This is a genomic window from Pseudomonas sp. ANT_H4 (assembly GCF_008369295.1).
GTDB lineage: Bacteria > Pseudomonadota > Gammaproteobacteria > Pseudomonadales > Pseudomonadaceae > Aquipseudomonas.
In genome coordinates, this window is the sequence record NZ_VOBG01000009.1 from 124,339 (window position 1) to 149,641 (window position 25,303).

Genomic DNA, 25,303 nt, shown 5'->3' on the forward strand with positions numbered 1-25,303 from the left:
TAGCCTTTGCAGCAACTTGGCGAAGCACGTGGCGCATTATCAGAAATCGCATTTTTAGTGCCGCAACAAGACGGCTGACTTGCCGAGACCTCCAAGAAGCGACTAGCTGTGCAGCGACGAGTTCACCGCGAACAGTGCACCAAAAACCATCCATCCACCCAACAGTACAACCTGCTGTGCCAGCTCGGTGTTCAGCCCGAGTGCGGTTGCCGCGCAGCAGCCCGCCAGTGCCAGCGCCCACAGAAATACCGCACGACCATCGGGCACGTGCCCCCGTTTCTTTCCGGTGATGTTGGGCGCGAAGGACTGGACGATGCCGTAGCCGATCACCCAGGCTGTGAGGAAGCCGCCTAGCAACGCACCTTTGAAAACGATCAACGCCAGCAAGGCTCCGCCGAGAAAGAAGCCGACGCCCTTAACGACGCGGAAGAGGCTGCCAATTAATTTTTTCAGAGTCAACATTTCAACAATAGTTGTAGTGTTGACTCATGAAAAAGACAACCGCCACCAGCATTTTCGAATCCCTCTCATCCGGCCTGCGCCTAGATGTGTACCGACTACTGGTCAAACAGGGTAGCGCCGGCTTGGTCGCAGGCGAGATCGCCTCGACCCTCGCTGTGCCGCCGACCAATCTCTCGCTTCACCTTAAGGCACTGACCCAGGCGGGACTGCTGACGGTATAGCAGGAGGGCCGTTTCCAGCGCTACCGCGCCAATATCCCGCTGATGCTGGACCTGATCGCCTATCTCACCGAAGAGTGTTGTGCCGGTAACCCGGAGCAATGCGCCGACCTGCGTGCCCAGTCCACCTGCGCGCCTGCAGTGCTACCACCGCTGACCTGAGTCAAATAGAGCACGGAAGAGTTGTGTTGTATTGCTTTCGATAACGTTTCAACAATCGTTGGAGAATTAAAATGAAAACCCTTGAAATCTTTGATCCTGCCCTTTGCTGCAGCACCGGCGTGTGCGGCGTCGAGGTCGAGCAGGCGCTGGTCAGCTTTGCGGCTGACGTGGAATGGGCGCGGCACCAGGGTGCCAAGATCGAGCGTTTTAATCTGGCCCAGCAGCCGCTGATGTTTGCCGAGAACGCCACGGTCAATGCCTTCCTGCAACGCTCTGGCCAGGAAGCGCTGCCGTTGTTTCTGCTCAATGGCGAAGTGGCCCTGGCGGGGCGTTATCCCAGTCGTTCCGAACTGGCCCTTTGGCTGGGCGTTACCGAGTCTGCCGAAGTCAAACTACAGAGCACATGCTGCTCCGGCAGCCGCTGCTGCTGAGCTCAGGAGAGCCCCATGCAATTTCTCGATCAAGCGCCACGCTTTCTGTTCTTTACCGGCAAGGGCGGCGTCGGCAAGACCTCGATTGCCTGCGCCACCGCTGTGCGACTCGCCAGGGAGGGCAAGTCCGTGCTGCTGGTGAGTACCGATCCGGCCTCCAATGTCGGCCAGGTATTCGGCGTCAGCATCGGCAATCAGATCACCCAGATTCCTGCGGTGGCGAACTTGTCGGCACTGGAAATCGACCCGCAAGCGGCCGCTCAGCTATATCGCGACCGCATCGTTGGCCCGGTGCGCGGCGTGTTGCCCGAGGCCGTAGTGAAGAGCATCGAGGAGCAGCTTTCCGGTGCCTGCACCACGGAAATCGCCGCATTCGACGAGTTCACCGCACTGCTGACCGATTCGGCGTTGACCCAGGACTACCAGCACATCATCTTCGACACCGCGCCCACCGGGCACACTATTCGCCTGCTGCAACTGCCCGGCGCATGGAGTGGTTTCCTCAAAGACGGCAAGGGCGATGCCTCCTGCCTCGGCCCGCTGGCCGGCCTGGAAAAGCAGCGCAGCCAGTACCAAGCCGCAGTCGATGCCCTGGCCGATCCGCTGCGTACCCGCCTGGTGCTGGTTGCCCGCGCACAGGCATCGACCCTGCGCGAGGCCGCGCGTACCCATGAGGAACTGGCCGCGATTGGATTGCGCCAGCAGTACCTCGTGATCAATGGCGTGCTGCCAGCCGCCGAAGCGGCAGAGGATGAACTGGCCGCGGCGATTTTCGCCCGTGAGCAGGCGGCCGTAGCAGCGCTTCCTGCCGCGCTGATGCCACTGCCCCGCGACCAGATCGAGCTCAAGGCATTCAACCTGGTGGGGCTCAACGCGGTGCAGCACCTGCTCGACAGCGATAAGCCGCGGGTCGCCGCCGCGCCCCTGGAATACGCCCAATCGCTAGATGCGCCAACGCTCTCGGCGATGGTCGATGAAATTGCCGCCGACGGCCATGGCCTGATCATGGTAATGGGCAAGGGCGGGGTGGGTAAAACCACCCTGGCTGCGGCCGTGGCGGTCGAACTTGCGCGGCGCGGGCTGCCGGTGCACCTGACCACCTCGGATCCGGCTGCGCATCTGAGCGAAACCCTGAGTGAAGCACTGGACAACCTGCGGGTCAGTCGCATCGACCCCCACGCCGAGACCGAGCGCTACCGTCAGCAGGTGCTGCAGAGCAAAGGTGCCCAGCTCGATGCTCAGGGCCGGGCCATGCTCGAAGAGGATCTACGCTCGCCCTGCACCGAAGAGATCGCTGTGTTCCAGGCTTTCTCGCGGATCATCCGCGAAGGCGGCAAGCAGTTCGTGGTGATGGATACCGCGCCGACCGGGCATACCCTGCTGTTGCTCGACGCCACCGGTGCCTATCACCGGGATATCGCCCGACAGATGGGTGACAAAGGCGTGCATTTCACCACGCCGATGATGCAATTGCAGGATCCCAAACAGACCAAGGTGCTGCTGGTGACCCTGGCCGAAACCACGCCGGTGCTGGAGGCGGCGAGTCTGCAGGACGATCTGCGCCGTGCCGGTATAGAACCCTGGGCCTGGATCATCAACAACAGCATCGCCGCAGCAAACACCCATTCCCCACTGTTGCAGCAACGCGCCGCCAACGAGCGCCGCGAGATTGCGGCCGTAGCCAATGTGCACGCCCGCCGTTATGCGCTGGTGCCGCTGCTCAAGCATGAGCCGGTGGGCATCCACAACCTACGTGCTCTGGCGCACAGAGAAGAGTTTTGAGTATGAGCGCCGCCCAGCCAATTGGTTTTTTTGAACGCTACCGATCGGGTTGAGTCGCGCTCTGTATCGCGGCTGGCATTGACCTGGGCAGCCTGTTTCTACGGCTGCTCCAGACCATCGCCAGCTTTGAATACGGTTTGGTCAACTTCATTGTCGCGGTGTTGATCTGGCTGATAGTCCATCCGATGATGGTGTGCAAGTCCTGCCAAAGGGGCAACGTGTTTAGAACCCGCTTGTAAGCAAGAACATAAAGCAGAAATATCTTCTTGAAGGGCCATCGCCTGCTCCCAAATACTGTCGACATCACTTGTAACCACGGTGAGGGGGAAACCTTCCAGTAGCGTCATGGCCATTGCATGCAAACGTAAGAAGTCGTCCCGAATGCTGCCGACCCCTCCGATTTCAGCAAGGCAGGCATCCAGCCGGTCAACCAAATTGAGCAATTGAGAGGTGTCGTAGCTCGCGCGCAGAGAGTCGAGTGCCTTGGCATCGACGTCCCCGTAGGGTGTCACGCGGAACGAAGCTGGCGGGATGTGCATCAGTTCGTCTCCTCAACTTTGCTATTGGGCATCTGTTGCGCACGCATTGACCCCGCAGCCTGCTGGAAAATGGAATCCTTGATCCAAGGTTCCGGTGGGCGCTTGAGTTTCAGGTTGAACTCCCCAAAGCGTTTAACATTGCTGGTCAGGTAGGGACTAAGAAACGATACGTCGTCGTCAGTGAACTGCCAGCCATCATGGGCGAGCTTCTGCAGGATGCGCATCATGTCGACGGTGTTCTGCAAGATCACCGAGGAGGCAATCATATCGTTGTAACGCAAGCGCTTCTGTTGCTCATCTGGATCGTTCTCGGCGATGACATCGCCGCCGAAGGACAGCCACTTTGAGAATCCGTTGTAAGACTCAATCTTGTTGGTATTGGCAGTTACTTCTTGGCGCAACTCACGATTGCCAATCCATTTGAGCAGAAAAATGGTCCGGATCACGCATCCCAGCTCCTGTGCTGCATGGTAGAGCTTGTTGCGCCGACTGTAAGAACCGAGTTTACGCAGCAGCATTGGCGAAGATATTTTGCCGGCCTGAATCGACAGCGCCACCTGCATCAGATCTTGCCAATGGGTCTCTATCTTGCTCCAGTCGACGGTATCGGTGAAGAGGCTGTTGATGTGTTTGTACTTGGCCGAGCGATCGGGTCGATACATGACCAGGTTGCGCCAGTTGCGGATGCGAGGCATTAGATTGATGCCCAATAGATGGGTGAACGCAAACACCGTCGCAGACTGGCCTTGAGTGTCTGAATAGACCGTATCGACTTCAACGCTATGGTCCGCTTTCAGCAAGCCCTCGATGACATAGATAGCCTCCCAGATACCTGGTGGGATGAAGTGCTGAAAGACAGCGATGTAGTTATTTGCCACATGCCGATAGGCGACTGCGCCCATCTTCCGGTAGCGGAAGTGATAGCCGGCGAGCAGGTTTTCATCGTAGAAGTCGAATTGAGTCCCGTCGGCCGCCACCGCCTTGCCATCACCCCAGAGCTTGGGTAGATCGAGTTGAAGGTAGAGTTCGACCAACTCCCGGTTAGCCTTATCCAGCTTGTCGAGTGGCAGGTGCCGACGATTGGTGTAAGACAGCATGTGTGGGGTTACGTTACCCGCCAGATGGCGAGCGGCCTGGTTTGGCCCTAGGTTGCAGCCCATGGCGAATATCGTCATCAGGTAGCGCTCGGCCGGCTCCTTCAGTTTGGGGTCGCTGCCGGACATCGGCCCGAAATGGCGGGTGAACTGAATCCAGTGTTCTATGTTGGCCATAATGTCGAGCACATGCCTGGCAGGCATACGCTGAGTAATCGCCGTTTGTAGCGAGATTGCTGAAGGCGGGATGTCACGGGCGACCACTCGGCGCAATACAGGATCACCGGCCTCATTAATTGACACGTCACCGCGGCAACTTGGAAATTTGTCATCCAACTGCTGAGCGGTGCTCTCTAGTTGCTCCTTCAAACTGGCGACAAACTCTTTGGCGGTACTCGGCAGGCCGACCTTTTCGCAGTATTCCGGCAGACGAGCCAGACACTCATCCCAAGGCAATAACTGTTTGCGGTAGTCAGCAAACGACTCCGAACCCAGTACACAGATATCGCCAGAGCGAAGCTCATTGGCCAGATGGGAAAAAACGCAGACTTCCAGGAAGCGCCGGTTGGTCGGTGGCCCTTCGCTGGCGGCGCGACGGACAACTTTGATCCAACGATCCGAGGAGAATGACAGGTCCACATGCTCGTCGATCCATTCCCTATGCCGGTTCTCGTTGTCCTGGACCAACTGCAGAGCGTCGATAAGCGAGCGATCCTGGGTTGTTGGCTCCAGTTGCAGCAGATGGCTCAGACGGAACAGCAGTGATCGATGGGATTTGAAGTGTTTCCAGAGTAGCGGGAGATAGTTACTGCCGCCTGTGGCCTGGACTTCGGCGCAGGCCTCGCGAAGGTGATCAAGATTCCCCTCGGGGGACAGATACTCGCGAATCAAGCTGCCAGCTTCCTGATCACTTGGTTCTTGGCTGAGAATCTGAATCACACCATCCAAGGTGGCCACGAGCAACTCTAGCTTTTTGCGCTGACGTAGCTGTATCTGCTCCAACTCATCCTTGGCTCGCTTGTGAATCGTCGCGATTCGCTTGATGAACATCTCAGCAAGGTGATCCCGTGCTCGTACACGCATGAGGTAGATCAGCGCCAGCATCAAGGTGTAGCGTTTTGGAAGCGAGCAATCCTTAAGCTCTGAAACATCTGCTTTCTCCGCCTGATTCGCAAAAAACCAAATCTTGGTATCAACGATTCCCTCAAAGATAGCGTCGAGGTCACCGAATCCCTCCAACCAACTTAAGTGGTCGATCAATATCTCCAAGTGTTTGCGAGAGGGCTTCTTGGGGACCTGCTTCAGGGCATTGAAATCGCTTTGGCGACGACCGAAATCGGTGTCAAGAAGCTCTCTGAGACGATAGATCACATCAATCGGAGCCCTATCGACGACTCGATTGAAAATGTTTTCCTGGAGAGCAACTTGGGCGTCTTCAGCCGCATCATTGAGCGTCGAGTAGGCCGGCAGTTCGTAACCTCGCTCAAGTAGCTCGCCAATCAGGACATTGATGACATCAACGCGCTGATCAAGGACCTCCGCCGCTTCGTGGGCAGTTTCCTCGGCAATTTTCAGAGCATCGCTCCCATAAAACGCGGTGATCTGTAGATATTGACGGATAGCTCTTTGATGGCGATACAAGGTTCGGGGCGTCGCATAACGAGGCACTATGCGAACCCCGTAACGGAGGCAAGACCTGACATGATTGACGATTTCAGTCGGAATCTCTTCGAGACTGGGGAAGTAATGCAGCTGTTGGAATGTTTTCAGCAGAACAGCTAAGCCAATGGTAAGAGCAGGGCTTCTAGCCGTTCTAGAGAGCCATTCGAGCTCAGATTCTGAGAGCGAATAGCACTGATGAAGTTCTTTCGACGACAGGTGCGCCGGCAGCTTCGGATAGGCTGTCCGCTCCAGAGAGGCCATAGGGTTCGTCCCTCAAGGAAAAGCAAATGCTTCAGCATAGATGGCTAAACTGAGGCGAGGACAGGCATCACATTAAATAATATAAACTCTAGCTATATCATAATGTTACGGAGCGAATGTCCTGATTTTCCTTTATCTCGGCATGACCTCAATACAAACTGGCTACTGGTAGGATTATTGGCACGTGTTATGATTCTTTAAACACAAACCCTTGCATAAATACCAGTAGAGACCAGAGGCCGGCACAATGACCAGTACCCCCCCCAACATCCATGACAAGTCTAGTGAGAACGTCAGCCTGGAACCTGAGGACATTCGCATGAAGCCCGCAAAAGGTAAGAATGACTCCGTCGTGCAGGGCGGCGTCTCGTTTCTGAATGCCTCGGTTATTGCAATGGCATTTGCAGCCTTCAGCGGTTTTTTGTCTTTCCACTACGCCACCGCTAACCAAACGACGTCCGCACAAATTTTTCTGGTAGACGGTTCAAAGCTCGCAAATGCACAAATGAAGCAGACCCTTGATAAGCCAGGCATGACCCCTGAGCAAGCCCAGGCCGATGGTTTGGCGTTTGTTAACGAGCTGGAAGATGCCCTGAGACCGTTTAGCGAGGCAGGGATACTCGTCGTCAACTCGTCAGTAGTGATGAACGCACCAGAGGGCCTCAACATCACCCCGCAGGTCGCTAAACGTCTCGGCCTGACACTGGAGTGATCATGAAAGGAATATCGTTTGGCGCACGTCTCGCGGCTCCCTTTGTGGCACTTCGCAAGGACAAACAACGTCGTAAATTTCTACGCAACTCCCTGATCGGCATCACGGCTTCGTTCATCGTCGCGATCGCGAGTGTTACTGCATTTCGCCAGGAATACCGAATCGGCGTCGATCTTGCGTCTGTTCGGTGTCTGCCATGGCGGTTGTACTTCATTACCTACGGCATACAGCAAGACCTGAAGGTTGGTGATTACGTTGCATTCGTTCCTTCAGCCGGGCTGATGGGGCCGCATTTTGATGGCAAAACAGTAGGCAAAATGATCGCCGGACTGCCCGGCGACAAGCTCGTTGTGAAAGGCAACATTGCCTATATCGGGGGGCGCCTTATTGGCGAACTTGACCTGCTAGACAAACTTGGAAAAAAAAGCGGTGACTTTGATCGTATGGAGGTTGTGCCTCCCGGAAAAGTTTTGGTTATAGGCACTGAGCCGCGTAGCTACGACGGCAGGTATTGGGGCTTCCTCGATCAAAAGTTAATTATCGGCAGGGTAGGGCCAATCATCTGATGATCAAGCTCTTTGAAGGGTGTATGCATACGCGTAAAGGATCCAAACAATGAAGCTCGTCTTGGCTATTCTCCTCGTTGCGGCGACATTCGCTAACATCAGTGTTCAGGCGAGCGAAGAACCAACTCGTTTCATTGAGCGGAAATCAGAAGGCTGGTTCTTCTACAAGGACCCGAAAGAGCTTCCCCCAACGCCGCCAGTGATTCTTGTACCTCAAAATCCGGCAGATACAACAAGAAAAGCCCTAACAAAGGATCAACAGGAGCCATTCTCGGTTACTTGGCTACGGGAAAACATGCCGAAGCTGCTCGATGCAGCTATCGATAACCCGTCGAAAGAAAACGTTGAGGCCTACATGTACGCCCAGCGCGTGGCCATGGATAAATCCCAGCGCTATGCAGAAATGACGACTCGCGTAGTAGCAGCAGATCCGTTCTTGGACGAAAACAACCGGGTTCCGATCGCAACATACACCAAACCTTTTTTTCTGCGAAACGCTCAAGCTGGTATTTCAGACGCCCTGAAGCATGTAGCGAAAGTTGGGGGGCTATGGGTATTTTTCGATTCGAAATGCAGTTTTTGCCAACCCCAGGTTAATACTGTGCAAGAGATTGCAAAACAGTATGGGTTTGTCACAAAGTTCATCTCCATGGATGGTAAAACTCTTCCGAACGTACCTGAGTTTGTCCCCAATGCCGGTCAGGCAAGCATTCTTAATCTGCGTATAACCCCAACAACTGTACTAGTAGTTCCTCCGAACAATTACTTCATCGTCTCACAAGGCATGATGGCGCAAGATCAGCTTGCAGAGCGAATTATCGCAGCAGCAGACAGTAACGATCTGCTCCCGAAAGATATTGCGCTGAAAATCCATACATATGATCGCGGCGTGTTAACGAACGAAGATACTAAACAGGGTGCCAGCAACGATCCAAAACAATGGGTTCAGTACCTGAAAAACAAACTGCAAGGGCGTTATGAAGGAGATAGCAATCATGCACAGTAAATTTAAGCGCTTTATTGCGTTATTAGTGACTACGGTCTTGATTACCGGCTCGCTCCCGGCTTCGGCTGGGTTGCAAGATGCTCTTGACGGTATGTTCATGTCAAACAGCACAGCACCAGGTGGCTTTGCAAGTCAGAGCCGGGGGGGCTTTGTAGCTGGTGGTGCCGCACTACGCAGCCCGGTACGGAATATCAACTTGGTCGCATTCGACCCGCCCAGATTGTCAGCTGGTTGCGGAGGGATCGACCTTTTCGGCGGATCGTTCTCTTTCATCAACGCTGACCAGTTGGTAGCGCTGTTTCGCCAAATCGCAGCCAATGCTGTCGGGGTGGCATTCAAAGCAGCTATTGACGCGATCAACCCGGCACTCGGAAAGTTGATGCAGGACTTCCAGAACAAACTGCAAGCCCTCAATCAGATGATGAAGAACACCTGCGCCGTGGCGAACTCCATCGTCAAAACATTTACTGATCCATCTGCCCGAAAAGAAATGGCCGACACCGCTTCTACTGCTGCGCAGACGGCGAAAGGGGCCTTCTCTGACCTGTTCTCAGGTGTCACCGATCTGTTCAGCTCCCCCAATACAAATAACGACAAATCGACGAACGACGGCAGCTGCGAAGAGTGCGGCAACCCGGTTTGGAAAGCTCTGACTGATACAAGCGCAGGCCAATACCTGGGTAACCCTGATACAGGGGAAGCCAATGCGAATCGAGCCAACGAAATTGTCATGAGCATGATCGGCGCTGTAATTATGACAAGCCCTGATAGCGGCGGTGGGAACAATCCCGACGGCTCGCCAAAAGTGAAAGTAGGGCAGATATTCAGCCCTACATTGACCCTGATGAACTTCAAAAATGGGTCCAACGGCAACAGTACGCCCCTGAAGGTTCTGCACTGCAACAATGGCTATGATCGCAACAAGTGCACCTCCATCGATCCGAACAACGCACTGAGTTTCGACGGTACTCTCGGCTATACCAATAAAATGCTTTTTGGATATCCACAGGGCCCCACGAACGGCACCACGGGTGATTCTATTGTCGGCAAACTCACATATTGCCAGGCAGGGTCCTGTGGGTTTACGGCTGCACAAATTGGCTTCATAAATGCTATTCAAACGCCAGTGCTGGCACTCATAAAACAAGTGCAACAGTCACCGGGCGCTATCCAGTCAATTGCAGAACAACTAGCGCCCCTAATCGCTAATGAACTCGCCGTTAAATATGGTGAGGCTGCTATCTATGCAGCTAACCAATCATTTAATGGGGTGCGAGGCATGAAGCCGGATTTTGTGGACCCAAACATTCGAAAATTGACTTTGGAATTAGCCGAAATCCGTGCCGAGCACGAAAGGTTGCAACCCAAAATTGTAGCTGCAAAAGAACTTGTAAAAATTATCCTTTCAAGCAATCCGGCTGTATTCGTCAAGCCCGGTCGCATTTAATAAAGGTAGCGGGATATGGATTTTTCGATTTACGTACTTGGTGATGTAAGTACGTTTTACTCAACGATTAACGGCGTCGCTATGATTTTCAAATCTAGCGGTTTCATGAACGGTGTGTATTTGGTCGGTGGCTTCGTCGCGTTGATTTCAGGCATAATGTTCATGATTCAGAAAGGGGCTGGTGAACAATTCATCCCCGCTAATGGGCCAATCGGCGGGCTCTTCGGGTTTGGCATGGTAGTCGCCTGCTGCTCGATCCAAACGTCGGTAACCATTCAAGACATTTACACTGGAAACGTCGCAAAGGTTGATCATGTTCCACTAATCATCACTGCACCGGCGAGTCTATTTACAACCACTTCGTATAGTCTGTTTGAGAAGATCAATACCGCCTTTCAAAGTACCAGCGGTAGTTACATGGCAGTTAGTCAAAATGGTTTTATTACACCCATGAAACTGCTTATGACTCTGCGCAAGGGTGTAGAGAACGTGGATCCCTACTTGGTGGCCAGCCTCAAACAATTCATGATTGATTGTGTCCCTGGCTCTACCACTTTCAACATGAATGACTTCCAAGCCAGCCCGGACATGGTCAACTATGCATTGTCGTTTGCCCGCCCGAACGGGCTTACGACATACTGGGACAACCTCAACTCATTAGGAAAGTCAATGGCGTGTCAGGACGCCAGCGCCAAGATCAATGCTGTAGTGGCTGCATTCCCGGCAAGCGCCAACCTGAAGAAACTGGTCAACGCCGGAATGAAGGATAAGAACCCGATGGGGGGGGCGTACACTCAAGCGAATGTCGAAGAGGCAATTACAAATTTGGTTCCTACTCTGTGGTCAGCAGCCCAGAGTTCCGATCAGTTCATGACTAACGCTCTGTTTTTTAACTCTGTTTGGGGCACTTACAACTGCCTCGACAGTGTTCAGGACCAGAATAGCTTTAACCTGTGCATGGTTTCCCTTACTCAACAAGATGAGCAGTTCCGTTCGGATGCGGTCGCCTCTGGCAGTTTCTTCGCCAAGCTGATGATGCCGACTATGATCTTCCTCCAACTGTTGTTCTTTGGCTTTGCGCCGATTGTGATCATCTATGGGTTGTTTAAAGGCGCCGGCGCCCTTATGGCGTATGTCAAATACCTGGGATTCGGTATTTGGACCTCTTCCTGGCTACCTTTTTCGGCCGTTATTCAGATGTACATTCAGAATGACGTTGCCGATAAGATGGCTCAATTCACTGAGAAGGGCCTGGTACCAAGCAATTTGCAAGCGGTCTACTACGACGTTCTGGCAACTCGACTCGGTATAGCGTCGGACATGCTGGCTGCAACCCCATTGATTTCCGCCGCCATGCTCGGGGTTACTGGTTACGGTATGGTGTCCTTGGCCAGCCGCTGGTCTGGCCGCGATCACAACGATGAGAAGCTCCAATCTCCTGACATTTTGAAGAACGGTGCTCATGTCGATGTGTCCTCGCGTAATCAATACGGAGCTGAGTACAAGGGCTCGCAGAAATCTGGCCTGGCACAAGCCGACGCGACATGGAACAAGGCCGAACTCAAACAAACGCTCGGCACGTCGACCCAGAGTGCTTTGGGCGAAGACCATACAAAGCGCTCTGAATCAGCATCAGCTGTTGAAGCGAGCATGCGTCAGGTCATGTCCTACAAATCTGGAAACAGCTGGTCGAACTCCCAAATGCAGTCTTTGGAACAGTCTCATTCCAACATGACGCAGCAAGCCATGAAAATGGGCGATAAAATTGCCGATTCCTTGGGTATGACGGGGAGCCAGCGTGACTCGTTCAAACAGAACTTCAACGCTGAGGTCGGTTTCAGTGGCATTTTTGGTGGTGTAAAAGCCGGCGTCGCATCCGCAACCGGCAAGGAGCTCTCGAAAGACCAGGCCACGAAGATCAACTCCGAGTTTGGTACTGAGCTTTCCAAAAACGAAAGCGATATGAAAGGGTGGAAAGCAGCAGCTTCCTCGGCATTTTCTCAGTCCACTGGGAAAGAAGCAGCAACAGAAAATGGATTGAGTCGCCGGCTCAGCTCTACAAGCGCGGACACCCAGTCGTCATTTCAGCGATTCCAGAAAGCTACTACAGCTGAATCGAGCGTGAGTGCGGGCGCCCAAATCAGCGAGGACACTACGGGGGGTAACCTTCTCCGTTCCCCCGAAGCAATGCAGGCGCTCAATTCGGCAATTTCCAACCTTACTGACTCACAACGCGACGCTTTTAACAAAAAGTTTCCTGAACTCGAAACTCGTTATGGCCAGCGCTCTATCGGTATGGAGGGTAAACGCGAAGCGGCTCAACTGTGGGCTTTGAGATCAGTGGATAACACGGCTTTCGCCGGCGTGGTTTCGGCTATGCAAAGTGGCTCAATTAGTGGTCCTACTGACGGTAATGCCGAACGTGCACAAGGAGTCGGCAATCGTGCGATGCAAGTATCTAACAATCCTGGAGGAAATGTCTCCAATGCAGATATTGGCATGCCTTCGACTAACGTTCCTGGAGTTAGTGCAGATCAGGTTGGACCGATCGGTGCGCCACAGCAGCAAACACTAGATAGTCTCTCGCGAGGCATGGACCCTTGGGATAACAGCGGGCTCCGAGAAACCTTCACCAACTCACAAATGCCGGGCGGGATGTTGCAAGGCCAAGAAAAAATCCGCGAGGGCAAGCGCAAAGTTGAAAATGGAAACACATCGATATCGGTTGAAGACATGACGAAAACCATGTCTGCCACACCGATTGAAAATTCCGTGACGGCGATAGGCAACAAAGAGCAGCAATGGGAAGCCGAAAATCCAAAGACAGCTGTAGCGGCAAACCTTGCAACGCTTGCTATTCCGGGACTGGGCTGGGGTGGGGCAGCCGCCCGTGGCACCATGTACGCAAGGGCAGGTTTTGGCGCTTACAAGACACAGCAGGCGTTACGAGCCGCAGAAGCGGGTGTTGAGGTGGTTCATGCAGGTAAAGCAGTTAATGCCGCCGGGCATGAAATTCCTGCACTCCTCCGCTCACAAGGGCAGGCTACTCGCGTTGTAAACGCGGAACATGTCAAAGAGGCTGGGGAAGCAGCAGAAGCAGCAGGAAAAGCCCTATCGGTCGCTGGACGTGAAGCGCGAAACGCCACCAATATCGCTGCCAAAACATCTGTTGAGCCAGGCTTTATGATTGCAGCTGACCATCTTGCTGATTCTCACAGAGCAGAATCAAGTGGGGCATTAGAAGCTACGCTGGCCCCAGGATCCGCGGTACATTCGATGCGTCAAGAATCGAATCATGGCCAATCGCAGCAACCGTTGATGATGCCTATGACACAACCTGCGCCTTCTGACCCGCTGAGTCCACTTGGCGGCCATTCTGGTGATTTACGAGCTGTAGGAGGTGAATCGAGTAACACCACATTCGGCCATGGCCTCATGGGCGCGACAGGTGCTGACTCGGGACCTCTGTTTGGTTCCAATGACGGTCAACGCCCTGGTCCACGCGTAAACTACAGCCCAACACCGAATGAAGACGCCGGTAATTCTGCGCCTTCACCAGGTGGTCGCGGGGCCGATGCTAAGGACTCAGGTCCGGGTGTCCGCGGTTCGCGTTAATCGACAAAGAGTCAAAAAAAGCCCTGCAATTAATGCAGGGCTTTTTTGTTCGATGTGTCACCCAGAGAAGTCAACGATTTTGAATCACCTTACTAACCATGCCATTGGCAAGTTGGATGAACATGTTGTTATCACCCTGGACATCGTCAGGATTGATCACGTATCGCCCCCCGATCGCCATAGAAGGTGTGGCTGCGACGCCATAGGTTAGTAGCTTTGCAAAAGCGGTCTCCAGCCGATCCGGGGTGACGTTGGCCCATGCTTTTTCAAATCCATGTACTTTCGCCGCGGCTACCGCCTTAGCCCAAGTCTGGGGATTTTCCATTTCCATCCCACCCTCATGAATTTGAGCATACGCCGCCGACATGAACGCCGGTAAGCGAGCAGGATCAGCATCCTGAACTGCGTAGAACGCCCGGGCAGCCATGTAATTTCCTTTGTCAGGTACGGCCACAGGAATGAACTCGGCACTCCACCCCGCGGGCATGGTTTGCGACCACCGCGCCAGCAGTTGGTCATAGGACGCACACACAGGGCAACTGAACGAGAAGAAAACAAGAACCTTGTGGGCATCTTTGCTCTGCAAAGTGACCTCTCTATAGGGCAGCGACGGCGCCTGCATTTGCTCCTGGGCTATTGAGTACAAGGGCGCCATCAGCAGCGTAATCACGGTCATCCGAGCGATAAACTTCTTCATCCAGTATTTCCTTTGTGATGAGCTCTTGCTCAATGACCAAATCAAAAAGTGATTCCTGATGACGCTCACTGCGCCAGATTTGAACGGTGGATTGAACCTTGCGATAGGGGAGAATCCTGCGTGAAGCAAGCACATAAAGGAAATCAACAGCTCCCTCTGTGAAACCCATAGCCTTAACGACTTGATCCTGTGTTACCAATCCTCGATCCACCAGGATTTGTCCGACTTTACGGACCTTGCCCTCAAGCATCAGAGACAGTTGAAATTCAGCTGCCCCATTCACGTCGGAAAAGCTGACCAGTCCCTGCTCGAGCAGCACATCACCTATTCGTCGAACTGTAGGAGCCACCGAGTCGTCCTTGATCAGTCGCTGCACAAGCTCCATTGTGGTGATCCCAGCAGATACCATGCGAACCCCTGCTTGGCCCAAGGTGTCGAAATGGGGCTGACGAATTGCTGCATTGAGTACTTCCATCTCACCACCACCGCGAAGAATTGCAGCCCGCACATGCTTATCAGACTTGATCATTTCGATGATCGGTCGCTTGCCTGAGAACGATTCTTTTCCCGTCGCTCTAGGCACTTTTCCGTGGATCAGAGGTAAGCCGTTGGACTTCAACCAGTGCGCTTCAAAGTCAGTTACATCAGTCCACTGATGCTGAACATCTTTTTTCAATGTTTGAACCAAGCGCTGAGCGACAACGCCCAACAGAGTTGAGGCCAGAGTCTGCCTGTCGACCCCCAAATCAATAAGCCTTGGGATAGCCTGTGCAGCATTGTTTGTGTGCAATGTGGCTAATACAAGATGGCCGGTGTTGGCAGCCCGCATAGCAATCTCTGCGGTTTCGGAATCGCGAATTTCTCCAATCAGTATGACATCAGGATCTTGTCGAAGAAGTGCCCGAAGACCCTGGGCGAAGGTGATAAGATGCGTTACGTTGACTTGTACAAACTCGGGAATGACGTACTCGACAGGATTCTCAAGGGTGTTTATGTTTAACGTCCCATCATTGAGTTCGTTAAGGGCAGCGTACAAGGTTGTGGTCTTACCTGAGCCAGTCGGACCGGTAACTAAAATTATGCCCTGCGGTTCATTGAGCATTTCCAAGAAATGGTGCTTCACTAGCATCGGCATGTGAATGTCATCCATCGTCATACTGGCATTCGACTGGTCGAGTAATCGACAAACGATTTTTTGTCCTCCCTGGCACGGAAGAACGCTCACCCGTACATCAATTACTCCTTCTGGATACCGCAGTGACATGCGCCCATCGATAGGGGCGTGGCGCTGAGAGAGATCCATGCTGGCTCGAGCGCGGATCTTGTCATCGAGCATCCGCCCCATCGCAGAATCGACGGTTTCAACGTGCTGCATATGGCCATCGATACGCATTTTAATCACAACATGACTATTAACCCAATGCATATGAATATCCGGCGATTTCATTTGCGCCGCTGTTTTAAACATTTTATTCAAATACTCAGCACCACGTTTATCGTGCTGACCACTCCAAATAAATAATGGTGGTTCATTAATCATACCAATCTCCTAACGCCGGACTAGGCTTTGCAGTTCAAGGTGGGGCCGTAAAACAGGCGCGAGATAAAACTCTGAGTTGCAGCATCAGCATCTAAACTCCATGAAAGGAGATCGATACGAGTTTCAGTACTGAGGTAGTACCGTCCAGCCCACCTCACCCCATCAAAAGCAATACGGACAGGCAAAGCAGCACGCTCTACACGTTCGCAGGGGGATTCTGGAGCTATGGTGTAGAGGATCCATCCTGCTAGTATTAACGAAAAACAACCACTTAACATCTGCTTCATATTGAGCATCCATTTTTCATAACTTTTTCTATATATATGCGCTGACTTTTAACGTGCGGACTGTTATACGCGCCAACGGCTTTCCAAGTATGGCCATACTTAACGATATTATTTGAAAGTATCCATGCAGCAATGTTAACGCTGACGCAGGTGTCTTTCAGTTGAGCCTCACCAATTCCGTATGGGGTTAGCTTCGGCAGCCACCAAGAATTGATCTGCATATACCCAATATCCTTTGAGCCATCTAAGTTTGAGGTGTTTACGATATCGGGCTTTCCGGAAGGATTTTCCGTGGCCCTGATGCAGCGCAGCAGTTTCTCGCTGACTTTGTAGCGTGCAGCAGCCTCAGCGAAGCAGGTTGCACCAGCGCTGAACGGCGCGATCACCAAGGCAGCAAGCATTACCAAGAGGGATAGTTTTTTCATGCTGCAAAGAATACATTACGCGTACCAATAAACAAGGTGTATCAATACATGTTACCTAAGAATCCATTCACGGCACTCTGGGCAATCGCTATAGCCCTCGCTTGCTCCGTAGCAACGGCCTCAGAAACGGCTTCCACTGGCAATTCTTCATCAGCATCTGAATTCTTCGACTCTGCGCAACCCGCGCCAGACATCGGCTCCGATATATCGAGCGTCATGAAGGGGTTGCTATCGAATGCACGCGGAGGAGGTGAGGTTCTACGCACATGGGCGGCTTGGAAAAGTGGTGACAAGCAGGCTCTCCCAAAACTCTTTGAGCTGGCAAAAGGCGGTAACGGCCGAGCACAGAACATCGTAGGCTACCTTCTTGATCGGGGCGAAGGTGTCCGGCAGGACAATGTTGGGGCAGCTGCATATTTTGCTGCTGCCAGCGAAACCTACCCCCTTGCGCGTTACAATTTGGCTGTCCTAACGTTGCTCGGGCGAGGTGTACCCAAGGATGAACCCAAAGCGATGACGATGTTTGAAGATGCTGTGAAGACAGCAGGTGTAGATCTGGCGGCAGTGCGGTTGTCGATTTACTACCTCGAAAAAGAGGACAAAAACAAAGCTTGGAAGTGGGCTAACGAAGGTGCCAATAGAGGTAACGTAACTGCCTACTACCTGTTAGGTCGTATTCTCTATGAGCGCAAGGAATTTTCTGAAGCATTTGGATGGCTTACGAAAGCAGCTCAAGCCAGCGAACCCAACGCGCCAGCGATCCTATCTACGATGTACCTAAACGGGCAAGGAATGGACGCCAACCACAAAATGGCCGCAGCATGGTGGCTGATCTACGTAGGCTTAAACAGAAACAAAGCCGGTCTGAATGCGAGTGGACTGGGAACATTTCAATTGACTCCCGGAGAGGAAAAAGAGGCAACACATTTCGCAACGAATTGGTTGTCATCACACAAGAGCATGGTCAGGCCCAATTACGACGAGACCCTCCTCCAAGCTAACCGGACAAATTAAGCAAAACACCAGGCCCAGACACTAAATATCGATAGCAGTATCACTCCAAGTGGCCAAGAGATGAGCACCAGCTTCCAATCAGCTCGCGACGGCCAGCAGTAGAGCCAGTGGGGAGCGAACAACACCCAGATACAAACGTCCATTAATACAAAATGCTGCGCCCCACCACTCAAGCGCCAACGAGCCAAAACAAACATGATTGGCAAGGCCAGCAACGGCGCCAGTGCTGTCAGCCAGGCATTCAACCAATTCAACCCGACAAACCCCACCGAACCCCGCACCAATCGGCCGTTTACGAGCCGAGGTATGGATGAGATTGAGATGGGATGTGCCATGGTCACGAAGCCGACTGTGAAGTGCAGCATTTCGTGAACCAACACACCAGGAAATTTCAAGATCTCACAGAATCCCCAGCGCCGACTCAGCAAAGCCAACAAAACGCTAAAGCCCAACGAAGGCATCAGATAGCACACCTCACCAACGAACAGCGCTTCATAGTGGAATCCCCCAACCATAGCCCCCCCCTTGAATTACGACTGGAGTCAGACACGACTACTAGCTACAATGATTCATATGCCGTATGTGTACGTGATATGGTTCATTTACCTGAAGCCCGATTTCAGATTGGCCGAATGCAAACGTCCAGTCGTGGTTTCGAGCTTAGACAGCGGGCCTCTCCCGACAAAGACGATTAGAGGCATTGAACCTGAAAATGATAGAAAAGGTGCCAGTAATATGAACTTTAAAAGACATTTAATACAAATAGCTAGCCTTCTGGCATTCACAATTTCAACAGCCAATGCATTTGCGGATCCACATTCGGACGGCCTGGAACTAGGAAAGAGTAATCTCAGCAAGCTTTCCTCGAAAGTAAATAACGCCAATGCTCAAGGTATGCCGCATTATACGAATAAACCTCCTCAAACACAGAGTTTTGGTTCAGCTTCACTATTCGATGTCGGGGTGACTCGGATTAACACGTGTAAAACTGCGACACATGGTACAGATCAGATTGCAAATCAGGAATGCGATGCTGTTAATTTTCTTGCAAAGAACCCACAGGAAAAAGTTAAATTTCCAGTTAGCCCCACCGATCCAATAATAAGCGGCATTGGTGACACGATTAACAATGCTAAAGGCGGAGATCTAACCAATGCATGCACAACCAAAACCACAACTACACCTGACATCTATTCAACTGAGGTTTGTAACGAATACAATCTAAGCGAAGCAAAAGCATGCACAATGGGACAAATAGTTCAGGTAGATGCAAAATCTAATTATCAATGCAATGTAACCAAGAATGCAGTTCAAACATATACATGCGATAATTATATCGCAGTTGCTTGCCCTCAAAAACCTACCTACTGCGATGCCGGAGGGATTACGACAGGCAGCGTAACGAAAAGTACAGGTACCGCAACCGTATCATTTGTCCCTCCATATCTTGACTTCTATCAGCGAATCAACACCATCAATACACGGGAGACATCAACATTCCAGTTCAACATTGAAAATATTAATTTGGTTAGCGTCTTCAGGCTAGTTTATGTGCAACAGGACAACTGGCTTGGGCTGAAGATCAATGGGAAATTGGTGAAGGTATTCAGAGCCCAATTACCAGATTCCCTAGCGTATGCTGCAACTGGAGTTGACATTGTCTGGTCTGGTGGACGGCCATACGTAGATATTGGTGTTGGACAGCTTTTTACGGTTGAACCTGGACTATATCCGCTGACACTCGCAGTTGACCTAGACATGCGTCAGTATCTTAAAGCCGGTAATAATACAATCGAATTCATTCTCGCAAACGGCAACTCATACGGGATCGGTGAAGCGAAATTTGAAGTTAGACAGCTTTGTCAACCGTGCACTGAAACATGGGTAGACCAGTGTGCAGTTTTTTCAGCAAGGTCACAGTAATCCTTTGTTTCTTATCAGCGCCATACCAATATTTAGCTAGGGAGCGATCATGTTTATGTCAGAATTATTTAAAAGCATTTCAATTGCAGTGCTCGTTACTATCGTCATTTTTACCACAGGCACTGCACATGCAGAACAGGCAAAAGACATTTTGTTTTCTGCTATTAAGCAAGGTCAGGCTTCAGCAGAACTGACCGGAGAACAAGCAATAGCGTGGAAGAAAAAAACAGGTTCAAATGAACCTATACTTGTTGAGGCAAAAGTACTTAGCAGATTCAAACAACCAGACTGCGCCAAATTAGGCGTGAAGATGACCCAGGCAAAGGTTCCCAAAAAAGACGGCGGCACAGGCCAACTCGAAGTTGGATGGGGTATGAATCTGTGCACGGATGGAATGCCTCCCGCCGAATCAGTTGATTGGTCGAAAGCCCCTCAACCTGAAGTAAAAATCAACAGGGTGCCTGGTCAATGACCCCCATAAAAATCTGTGTTTTCGCTAGGGGCATGCGTTGCCATTCTTTTATCAGTGGGGGTAATAGCTGAATGAATAAGACATCTATGACCAAAGAAATTGAAATTAACGTTTTATGGATATACCGTTTTTTATTCACAGCACTTGTAGTTATTATCATGCTTGTTTTGTCTGCTAATACGTTCGCAGGAGATTGTCGAATAACAGGCTCGTCATGTGCTGAAGGTCCCGAAACTCGAAATGTCGGGGGCAACCTAATTTATCAGGCCTGTTGGCGGTACCGTTCAACTTATGAATGTATTGCGCCAGATTCAATTGATTATTGCGCAGCGATTTCAAAAACAGCAGGTTGCTGGCAATCCTCAACGTCATGCATTTCAACAGCATGGAACGGCACATGTTTGACAGAACAAAGATCTTACCGCTGTAGTGATCCAAACACAGCAACCCCGCCCAACACGGTTAAGCTCGACAATACCTATACAATAACAAAGGATGAATTGGATACAAGCCAGTGCACTTCATATGCTGATAACCCCCTTTGCTATTTGGCGTCTCATGTTTGCGTAGAAGGTCCGGAAACACGTGTCATCAACGGCCTTCCTGTTTATAAGTCTTGTTGGAGATTCAAGGACGATTACTCCTGCATTAATCCGAATACGCAAAATGACTGTCAGCAGTTTATCGATAAAGGTTGCAAAAAAATTGATGCAATCTGTCTAGAAAGCACAGACCCAATTGGCTGTGTTATGAAGCAGGTAACCTACAGTTGCATCACTCAAAAGGGAACTACCACTACAACGGAGGATTGCAGCACCAAGACTTCTTGTTATCAAGGAGTTTGCTGGGATACTGGTTACCCAAATGATACTGATTTCGCGAAAGCGGTAGCTGCACAAGAAGCAGCGCGTGAAGCAGGAATCTACGGCTCTAACGGTGGACTCTTTGATGGTGTTGCGGAAAGTTGTGCCAAGGGATATGGAGGCGTTAAAAACTGCTGTGTAAAGAGTGGCGGAGCTGAAAACAATAACTCCATATTGGGAACAGTCGTCGGCAGTGCAGCAATGGGCGCAGTTCAGTATGGGGCCAAATATATGTATGACTTTGCCTATGACAACTCTGCGTGGATTCAGAGTGGGTCTAAAGCTTTGGGATTGGAGCATGCAGCCGGTGCAGATTTCAACATAGGCATTTATGGATTGACATATACTTTTGGGGCAGTACCCGCAACAGGACTGTTGGGCGGACCAGTTTACGGGCTTGGTGGGGGATTTTATTTTGACCCATACAGTTTCGCTATTGCGGTCGCAATTCAGGTAGTCATGGAGCTACGGTCCTGTGAACCTGAAGAGCAAAAGCTTGGAATGCATCGAGGGGCTAACCTTTGTCACTTAGTAGGCAGTTATTGCTCCAAAAAAGTGATGGGGGCATGCCTTGAGACCACAGAGTCCTATTGCTGCTACAACTCGAAACTCGCCAAAATCATAAACGAGCAAGGTAAACCGCAGATTGGCAAAGGATGGGGAACACCCGAAAGCCCCAGCTGCGGGGGCTTTACTGTAGACGAGTTTCAGAGGGTCGATTTCTCCAAACTCGATCTTTCTGAATTTACCGCTGACATTATGGCAGCAACAGTTTTACCCAATGTTAATAACTTACAAAACGATCTTACGAAAATGATGGACGGAAAGAAAACAAACTAGCAATACTCAAAAAACGCCTCTATGAGGCGTTTTTTTTCAAAAAAAAACGGCCAACCAGGCCGGTTTGTGTTGCATTAAATTGTAGAGATCAAAGACACAGAAGATCCGAAAAACGGACCCATGCATTCCTACTAACTTTAAAAACCCCCACCAAATCTTTTGCCTCGAAGAGGTATAGCTCCACCGGAACGATCACACCAATATTATCGTGCTCACTACGCATTTGATAATTCGATCGCTTTCCACTATTTCCAACACACAGCACAGAAGCATTAGAGAAACTGAATTCATTTTTGGTGTAAAGCGGTTGCCCGCCTATTAGCCATTTCATGATTACGTCATGTTAGGGATTTCATAGTGCCGAGGGATGATCCACATGCATTTGTAATCTCCGGGAAAGGTCGAAACCGGTGGGTACTCAAAAATACAAGCGCGTGTCAGCCATATCCTTTTTGAAAGGCGTACCCCAACCCTTAGCGGGCTTTTACCAATCGATCTGCTGATTTCGAAACTCAAGAGGTCCCCGACTGCCAAATTTCTAAGGATCAACAATGGATCTCTTCGTTTACGTACTTGCAATGATATGTGGGTCCAACCAGTACTAATCTGAGTTGTTTTTCTCACACGTCACCGTCTGCATTGGTACTCCGCTGCTTACAACATTAATGTTCTTCCGTCGTTGCTCGAGCATTAAACAATCCAAATAGAAATTCTGATTAGAGAGAGTTAAACCTATGAAACGCATCGTAGCTATTGCATTGATCATCTCCACCTCTCTGATGGGTGGTTGCGCAAACGGCATGTCAAGTCGCGACTACAACGAAGCCACTGCCGGAAAAAAAATGAAGGTCGAACTCGGCGTCATCGAATCGATTCGCGATGTCAAGATCAACGGTAAACCTAGTCCACTGGGCGGTATGGCAGGTGGTGCACTTGGTGCAATTGCAGGCAGTAATGGCGGCGGGGGTCTTGGTCAACTGGCGGTTATGGTCGTAGTTGGTGCTGTAGGGGCAGCTGTAGGCTCCATCGCAGACAAGAAGCTCCATGACGCCGAGGGCATCGAGATCACTGTGAAACTGGCAGACAACGACTTTCAAGCGGTAACGCAAGTGAAGGACTCAAACGAGCCATTCGTCAAAGGTGAAAAGGTACGCGTAATCACTGATCAAACCGGATCGTCGCGTGTCTCTCATTGATCAAAACCCAGCAAACCCCAGGCATAGACTGCCTGGGGTTTTTTTGTGCGTTTTCGTACCTACGTGAAACAGATTTAAAATGACCACTGGTTGTCTTATTGCTACGCGTGAAATAACATTTGATCATCACACCAGCGAATGATCAGTATGATTAATGAAGACATCGGCAGGTTATCGAGATTGGGGTTCTCCTCGCTACCCGAGTGCCTCCTCACTGTGCCGAAGAGTTTTCGCGACTACCACGACCCGATCGAGGTTTTGCCCTTACCCAATACCGGGGAATCTCACTATCTCGCACTGACGCTCACTGAACGCTCTACTTACACGCGTCAAGGAAAGGTTAGTGACGAACTCAAGGGATCATTTCGAGCAGTACTTCGTGCGGCAGACGCCCGAGGAGAACGGGTTCAGATCAACGTGATTGGAAAACCCGCGATCGAACGCTGGATGCATCCCGAGCTTGGGACTGTCGTGAATCTTTACGGCGAGCTGACAACCTTCGATGGTCGCCTGAGTATATCCAATCCGACGCTGGTCGCTGCTGAGGATGTTGGACGGGTTGTTCCAATTTATCAGGGAAGAACCAACCAGGTGAGCGCAGAACTCCTCACCGAAAGCATTGGCAAGGCGCTTCCATACATCAACGAAGCTGCATGCCTTCTCCTTGAGCAGACACTGATGCATGAAGGCGATTTCGCAAGATTCACTGGGATCTCTGATCCGGCTACCTTGTTGCGGACACTACACGCACCTCTTTCAGTACGTGAAGGGCTGGAGGCGATTGAGGTGGCCAAAACACTTTCAGTAAAAGCTCTGGTCAACAAGGTTTTCGCCAACCGCTCGAAGCCTGCGGTCAAAGGCTCGTTGTTACGCATAGATCGTGAACAGGTCGCAGACCTCATTCACAGAGCACCCTTCGAACCCACCGATGATCAACTCCGAGCTATTGATGAAATCGTGGCGGACCTACGCTCCCCATTCCCTATGGAGCGGATTCTGTCCGGGGATGTGGGGACGGGGAAATCTTTCACGTTTATGGTTCCGGCAGCCGCAAGTCACTTGGCGGGCGCTAGGGTCGCGATCATTGCACCAAGCCAAATCCTGGTTGATCAACTGGCCAGCGAGCTTTCCGCACTGTTCTTTGAGATCGCTGTCAAGAAATACACGAGCAAAGCCAAAGTCGACATTTCGTCGGGAATCATTGTAGGCACAACAGCCGTGCTCTCGGCCGCCAAAAAAGAGGGCATTGTGTTTGACCTGGTCATCGCGGACGAGCAGCATAAGTTTTCCGTAAGCCAGAGAAAAAAACTGCTTGCCCCGCACACCAATTTTCTCGAGGCAACTGCGACTGCCATTCCACGCACAGTGGCATTGGTGAAGTTGGGAGGCATGCCAATCTCGATTCTTAGCCAGGCCCCTGTAGAACGAAAAATCACCTCTCGAATAATCACAGTAAAAGCCCGTGAAAAGTTGAATGATTTCGTGATGGATATCATCAACAGAGGCGGGCAAGCTGCGTTCATTTACCCAGTGGTCAACGGAGACGCTAACGCTTCATGTCACTCCGTTGAAGCAGCCTACGAACGGTTCCGCCGAGTCCTAGGTGACAGCGTTGGAATGATCCACGGTGGCCTTTCAGAAGAACTTAAAACAAATACCATTCGGTTAATGAAGGAAAACGGAATTAAGTTGCTTGTTGCCTCAACTGTCATAGAGGTCGGAGTTACCTTTCCGAACCTTCGTGTGGCGGTGGCCGTAAATGCTGAAAACTTTGGTGTTTCTCAGCTGCACCAACTTCGCGGCCGGCTCGCCCGCAAAGGCGGAGAGGGATATTTCATCATGTACCTGACTAAACCAATCCAACAGCCCGCCTCGGACCGCTTGAGGCTTTTATCTACCTGCTCGGATGGATTCCGTCTCGCTGAAATGGATGCTGAGGCCCGTGGATTCGGCAACCTGGATATCGACGGGGATAGGCAATCAGGATCTGCTAGGATGCTTTTCTGGGGTATTACCCTTGGAAGGCCGGAGATTGAACAGGGCGCAATAGACGCCGGGCTCATTCCGGCGAAGCAATAAAAGGGGAATA

The 25,303-nt window shown here is 51.4% G+C and carries 20 protein-coding genes and 2 pseudogenes; 14 read left to right on the top strand and 8 right to left on the bottom strand.

Features of this window, described 5'->3' with window-relative positions; genetic code table 11:
• Positions 1-105: 105 nt before the first annotated feature.
• Positions 106-420, bottom strand: a pseudogene (locus FQ182_RS14165) (hypothetical protein); the annotation flags it as partial.
• Positions 421-488: 68 nt separating this feature from the next.
• Here FQ182_RS14165 and FQ182_RS30285 point away from each other — a divergent pair.
• The 3 genes from FQ182_RS30285 to arsA all read left to right on the top strand — a co-directional run bounded on the left by FQ182_RS30285 (position 489) and on the right by arsA (position 3,055).
• Positions 489-683 (top strand): helix-turn-helix domain-containing protein, encoded by a 195-nt coding sequence (locus FQ182_RS30285; protein ID WP_256666417.1) that lies wholly within the window; start codon positions 489-491, stop codon positions 681-683.
• Positions 684-913: 230 nt separating this feature from the next.
• Entirely contained in the window at positions 914-1,273 is a 360-nt protein-coding gene (gene arsD / locus FQ182_RS14175; RefSeq protein ID WP_149494001.1) for an arsenite efflux transporter metallochaperone ArsD, read from the top strand.
• Positions 1,274-1,288: 15 nt separating this feature from the next.
• On the top strand, positions 1,289-3,055 hold the full coding sequence (gene arsA / locus FQ182_RS14180) for an arsenical pump-driving ATPase (RefSeq protein WP_149494002.1): 1,767 nt from the start codon (positions 1,289-1,291) through the stop codon (positions 3,053-3,055).
• Between the two features lie 194 nt (positions 3,056-3,249).
• Here arsA and tnpC read toward each other — a convergent pair.
• Together tnpC and FQ182_RS14190 are read right to left on the bottom strand one after the other, a co-directional pair.
• A pseudogene (gene tnpC, locus FQ182_RS14185) lies at positions 3,250-3,594 on the bottom strand (Tn3 family transposase post-transcriptional regulator TnpC); the annotation flags it as partial.
• Positions 3,594-6,611 (bottom strand): Tn3 family transposase, encoded by a 3,018-nt coding sequence (locus tag FQ182_RS14190; protein ID WP_149494003.1) that lies wholly within the window; start codon positions 6,609-6,611, stop codon positions 3,594-3,596. The gene FQ182_RS14190 and the pseudogene tnpC, both read right to left, overlap by 1 nt.
• Positions 6,612-6,858: 247 nt before the next feature.
• Between FQ182_RS14190 and FQ182_RS14195 the strand changes: the two genes are divergently transcribed.
• Genes FQ182_RS14195 through FQ182_RS14215 form a run of 5 tightly spaced genes read left to right on the top strand, consistent with a single transcriptional unit; the run spans position 6,859 to position 13,957 of the window.
• The gene (locus FQ182_RS14195; RefSeq protein WP_149415100.1) at positions 6,859-7,323 is read left to right on the top strand and encodes a hypothetical protein; all 465 of its coding nucleotides are present in this window, start codon (positions 6,859-6,861) and stop codon (positions 7,321-7,323) included.
• 2 nt (positions 7,324-7,325) lie between these two features.
• Positions 7,326-7,889, top strand: a complete 564-nt coding sequence (locus FQ182_RS14200; protein WP_149415099.1) for a S26 family signal peptidase — start codon at positions 7,326-7,328, stop codon at positions 7,887-7,889.
• Between the two features lie 49 nt (positions 7,890-7,938).
• The gene (gene traF / locus FQ182_RS14205; protein WP_149415098.1) at positions 7,939-8,895 is read left to right on the top strand and encodes a conjugal transfer protein TraF; all 957 of its coding nucleotides are present in this window, start codon (positions 7,939-7,941) and stop codon (positions 8,893-8,895) included.
• Positions 8,885-10,342 (top strand): conjugal transfer protein TraH, encoded by a 1,458-nt coding sequence (locus FQ182_RS14210; RefSeq protein WP_149415097.1) that lies wholly within the window; start codon positions 8,885-8,887, stop codon positions 10,340-10,342. Before traF ends, FQ182_RS14210 begins: the two co-directional genes overlap by 11 nt.
• A gap of 15 nt (positions 10,343-10,357) precedes the next feature.
• Entirely contained in the window at positions 10,358-13,957 is a 3,600-nt protein-coding gene (locus FQ182_RS14215) for a conjugal transfer protein TraG N-terminal domain-containing protein (protein ID WP_149415096.1), read from the top strand.
• Between the two features lie 70 nt (positions 13,958-14,027).
• Here FQ182_RS14215 and FQ182_RS14220 read toward each other — a convergent pair whose 3' ends face one another.
• The 4 genes from FQ182_RS14220 to FQ182_RS14235 are packed head-to-tail and all read right to left on the bottom strand — an operon-like array spanning position 14,028 to position 16,906.
• Positions 14,028-14,654 carry a thioredoxin domain-containing protein gene (locus tag FQ182_RS14220; RefSeq protein WP_232925608.1) on the bottom strand — a complete coding sequence of 209 codons (627 nt, stop codon included), beginning with the start codon at positions 14,652-14,654 and terminating at the stop codon, positions 14,028-14,030.
• Positions 14,554-16,194: a GspE/PulE family protein gene (locus FQ182_RS14225; RefSeq protein ID WP_149415095.1), complete on the bottom strand. Its 1,641-nt coding sequence runs from the start codon at positions 16,192-16,194 to the stop codon at positions 14,554-14,556. The genes FQ182_RS14220 and FQ182_RS14225 overlap by 101 nt, the downstream gene beginning before the upstream one ends.
• 20 nt (positions 16,195-16,214) lie before the next feature.
• Positions 16,215-16,481 (bottom strand): hypothetical protein, encoded by a 267-nt coding sequence (locus tag FQ182_RS14230; protein WP_149415094.1) that lies wholly within the window; start codon positions 16,479-16,481, stop codon positions 16,215-16,217.
• Positions 16,478-16,906: a lytic transglycosylase domain-containing protein gene (locus FQ182_RS14235; protein ID WP_149415093.1), complete on the bottom strand. Its 429-nt coding sequence runs from the start codon at positions 16,904-16,906 to the stop codon at positions 16,478-16,480. The genes FQ182_RS14230 and FQ182_RS14235 overlap by 4 nt, the downstream gene beginning before the upstream one ends.
• A 48-nt stretch (positions 16,907-16,954) precedes the next feature.
• Here FQ182_RS14235 and FQ182_RS14240 point away from each other — a divergent pair, with 48 nt between their 5' ends.
• The gene (locus tag FQ182_RS14240; protein ID WP_149415092.1) at positions 16,955-17,920 is read left to right on the top strand and encodes a tetratricopeptide repeat protein; all 966 of its coding nucleotides are present in this window, start codon (positions 16,955-16,957) and stop codon (positions 17,918-17,920) included.
• On the opposite strand, the gene FQ182_RS14245 is transcribed toward FQ182_RS14240, so the two are convergent.
• Positions 17,917-18,435 carry a hypothetical protein gene (locus FQ182_RS14245; protein ID WP_149415091.1) on the bottom strand — a complete coding sequence of 173 codons (519 nt, stop codon included), beginning with the start codon at positions 18,433-18,435 and terminating at the stop codon, positions 17,917-17,919. The two genes, FQ182_RS14240 and FQ182_RS14245, sit on opposite strands and share 4 nt — an antisense overlap.
• Before the next feature lie 220 nt (positions 18,436-18,655).
• Between FQ182_RS14245 and FQ182_RS14250 the strand changes: the two genes are divergently transcribed.
• From FQ182_RS14250 to FQ182_RS14270, 5 genes are all read left to right on the top strand, one after another.
• The gene (locus FQ182_RS14250) at positions 18,656-19,843 is read left to right on the top strand and encodes a hypothetical protein (RefSeq protein ID WP_256666393.1); all 1,188 of its coding nucleotides are present in this window, start codon (positions 18,656-18,658) and stop codon (positions 19,841-19,843) included.
• A 49-nt stretch (positions 19,844-19,892) separates the two neighbouring features.
• Positions 19,893-20,315, top strand: coding sequence for a hypothetical protein (locus tag FQ182_RS14255; RefSeq protein WP_198718825.1), 423 nt, complete (start codon positions 19,893-19,895; stop codon positions 20,313-20,315).
• 86 nt (positions 20,316-20,401) lie between these two features.
• The gene (locus FQ182_RS14260; RefSeq protein ID WP_149494004.1) at positions 20,402-22,018 is read left to right on the top strand and encodes a conjugal transfer protein TraN; all 1,617 of its coding nucleotides are present in this window, start codon (positions 20,402-20,404) and stop codon (positions 22,016-22,018) included.
• A gap of 734 nt (positions 22,019-22,752) precedes the next feature.
• Positions 22,753-23,214: a hypothetical protein gene (locus tag FQ182_RS14265; protein ID WP_149494005.1), complete on the top strand. Its 462-nt coding sequence runs from the start codon at positions 22,753-22,755 to the stop codon at positions 23,212-23,214.
• Positions 23,215-23,361: 147 nt separating this feature from the next.
• Positions 23,362-25,293 carry a DEAD/DEAH box helicase gene (locus tag FQ182_RS14270; RefSeq protein WP_149494006.1) on the top strand — a complete coding sequence of 644 codons (1,932 nt, stop codon included), beginning with the start codon at positions 23,362-23,364 and terminating at the stop codon, positions 25,291-25,293.
• Positions 25,294-25,303: the final 10 nt, after the last annotated feature.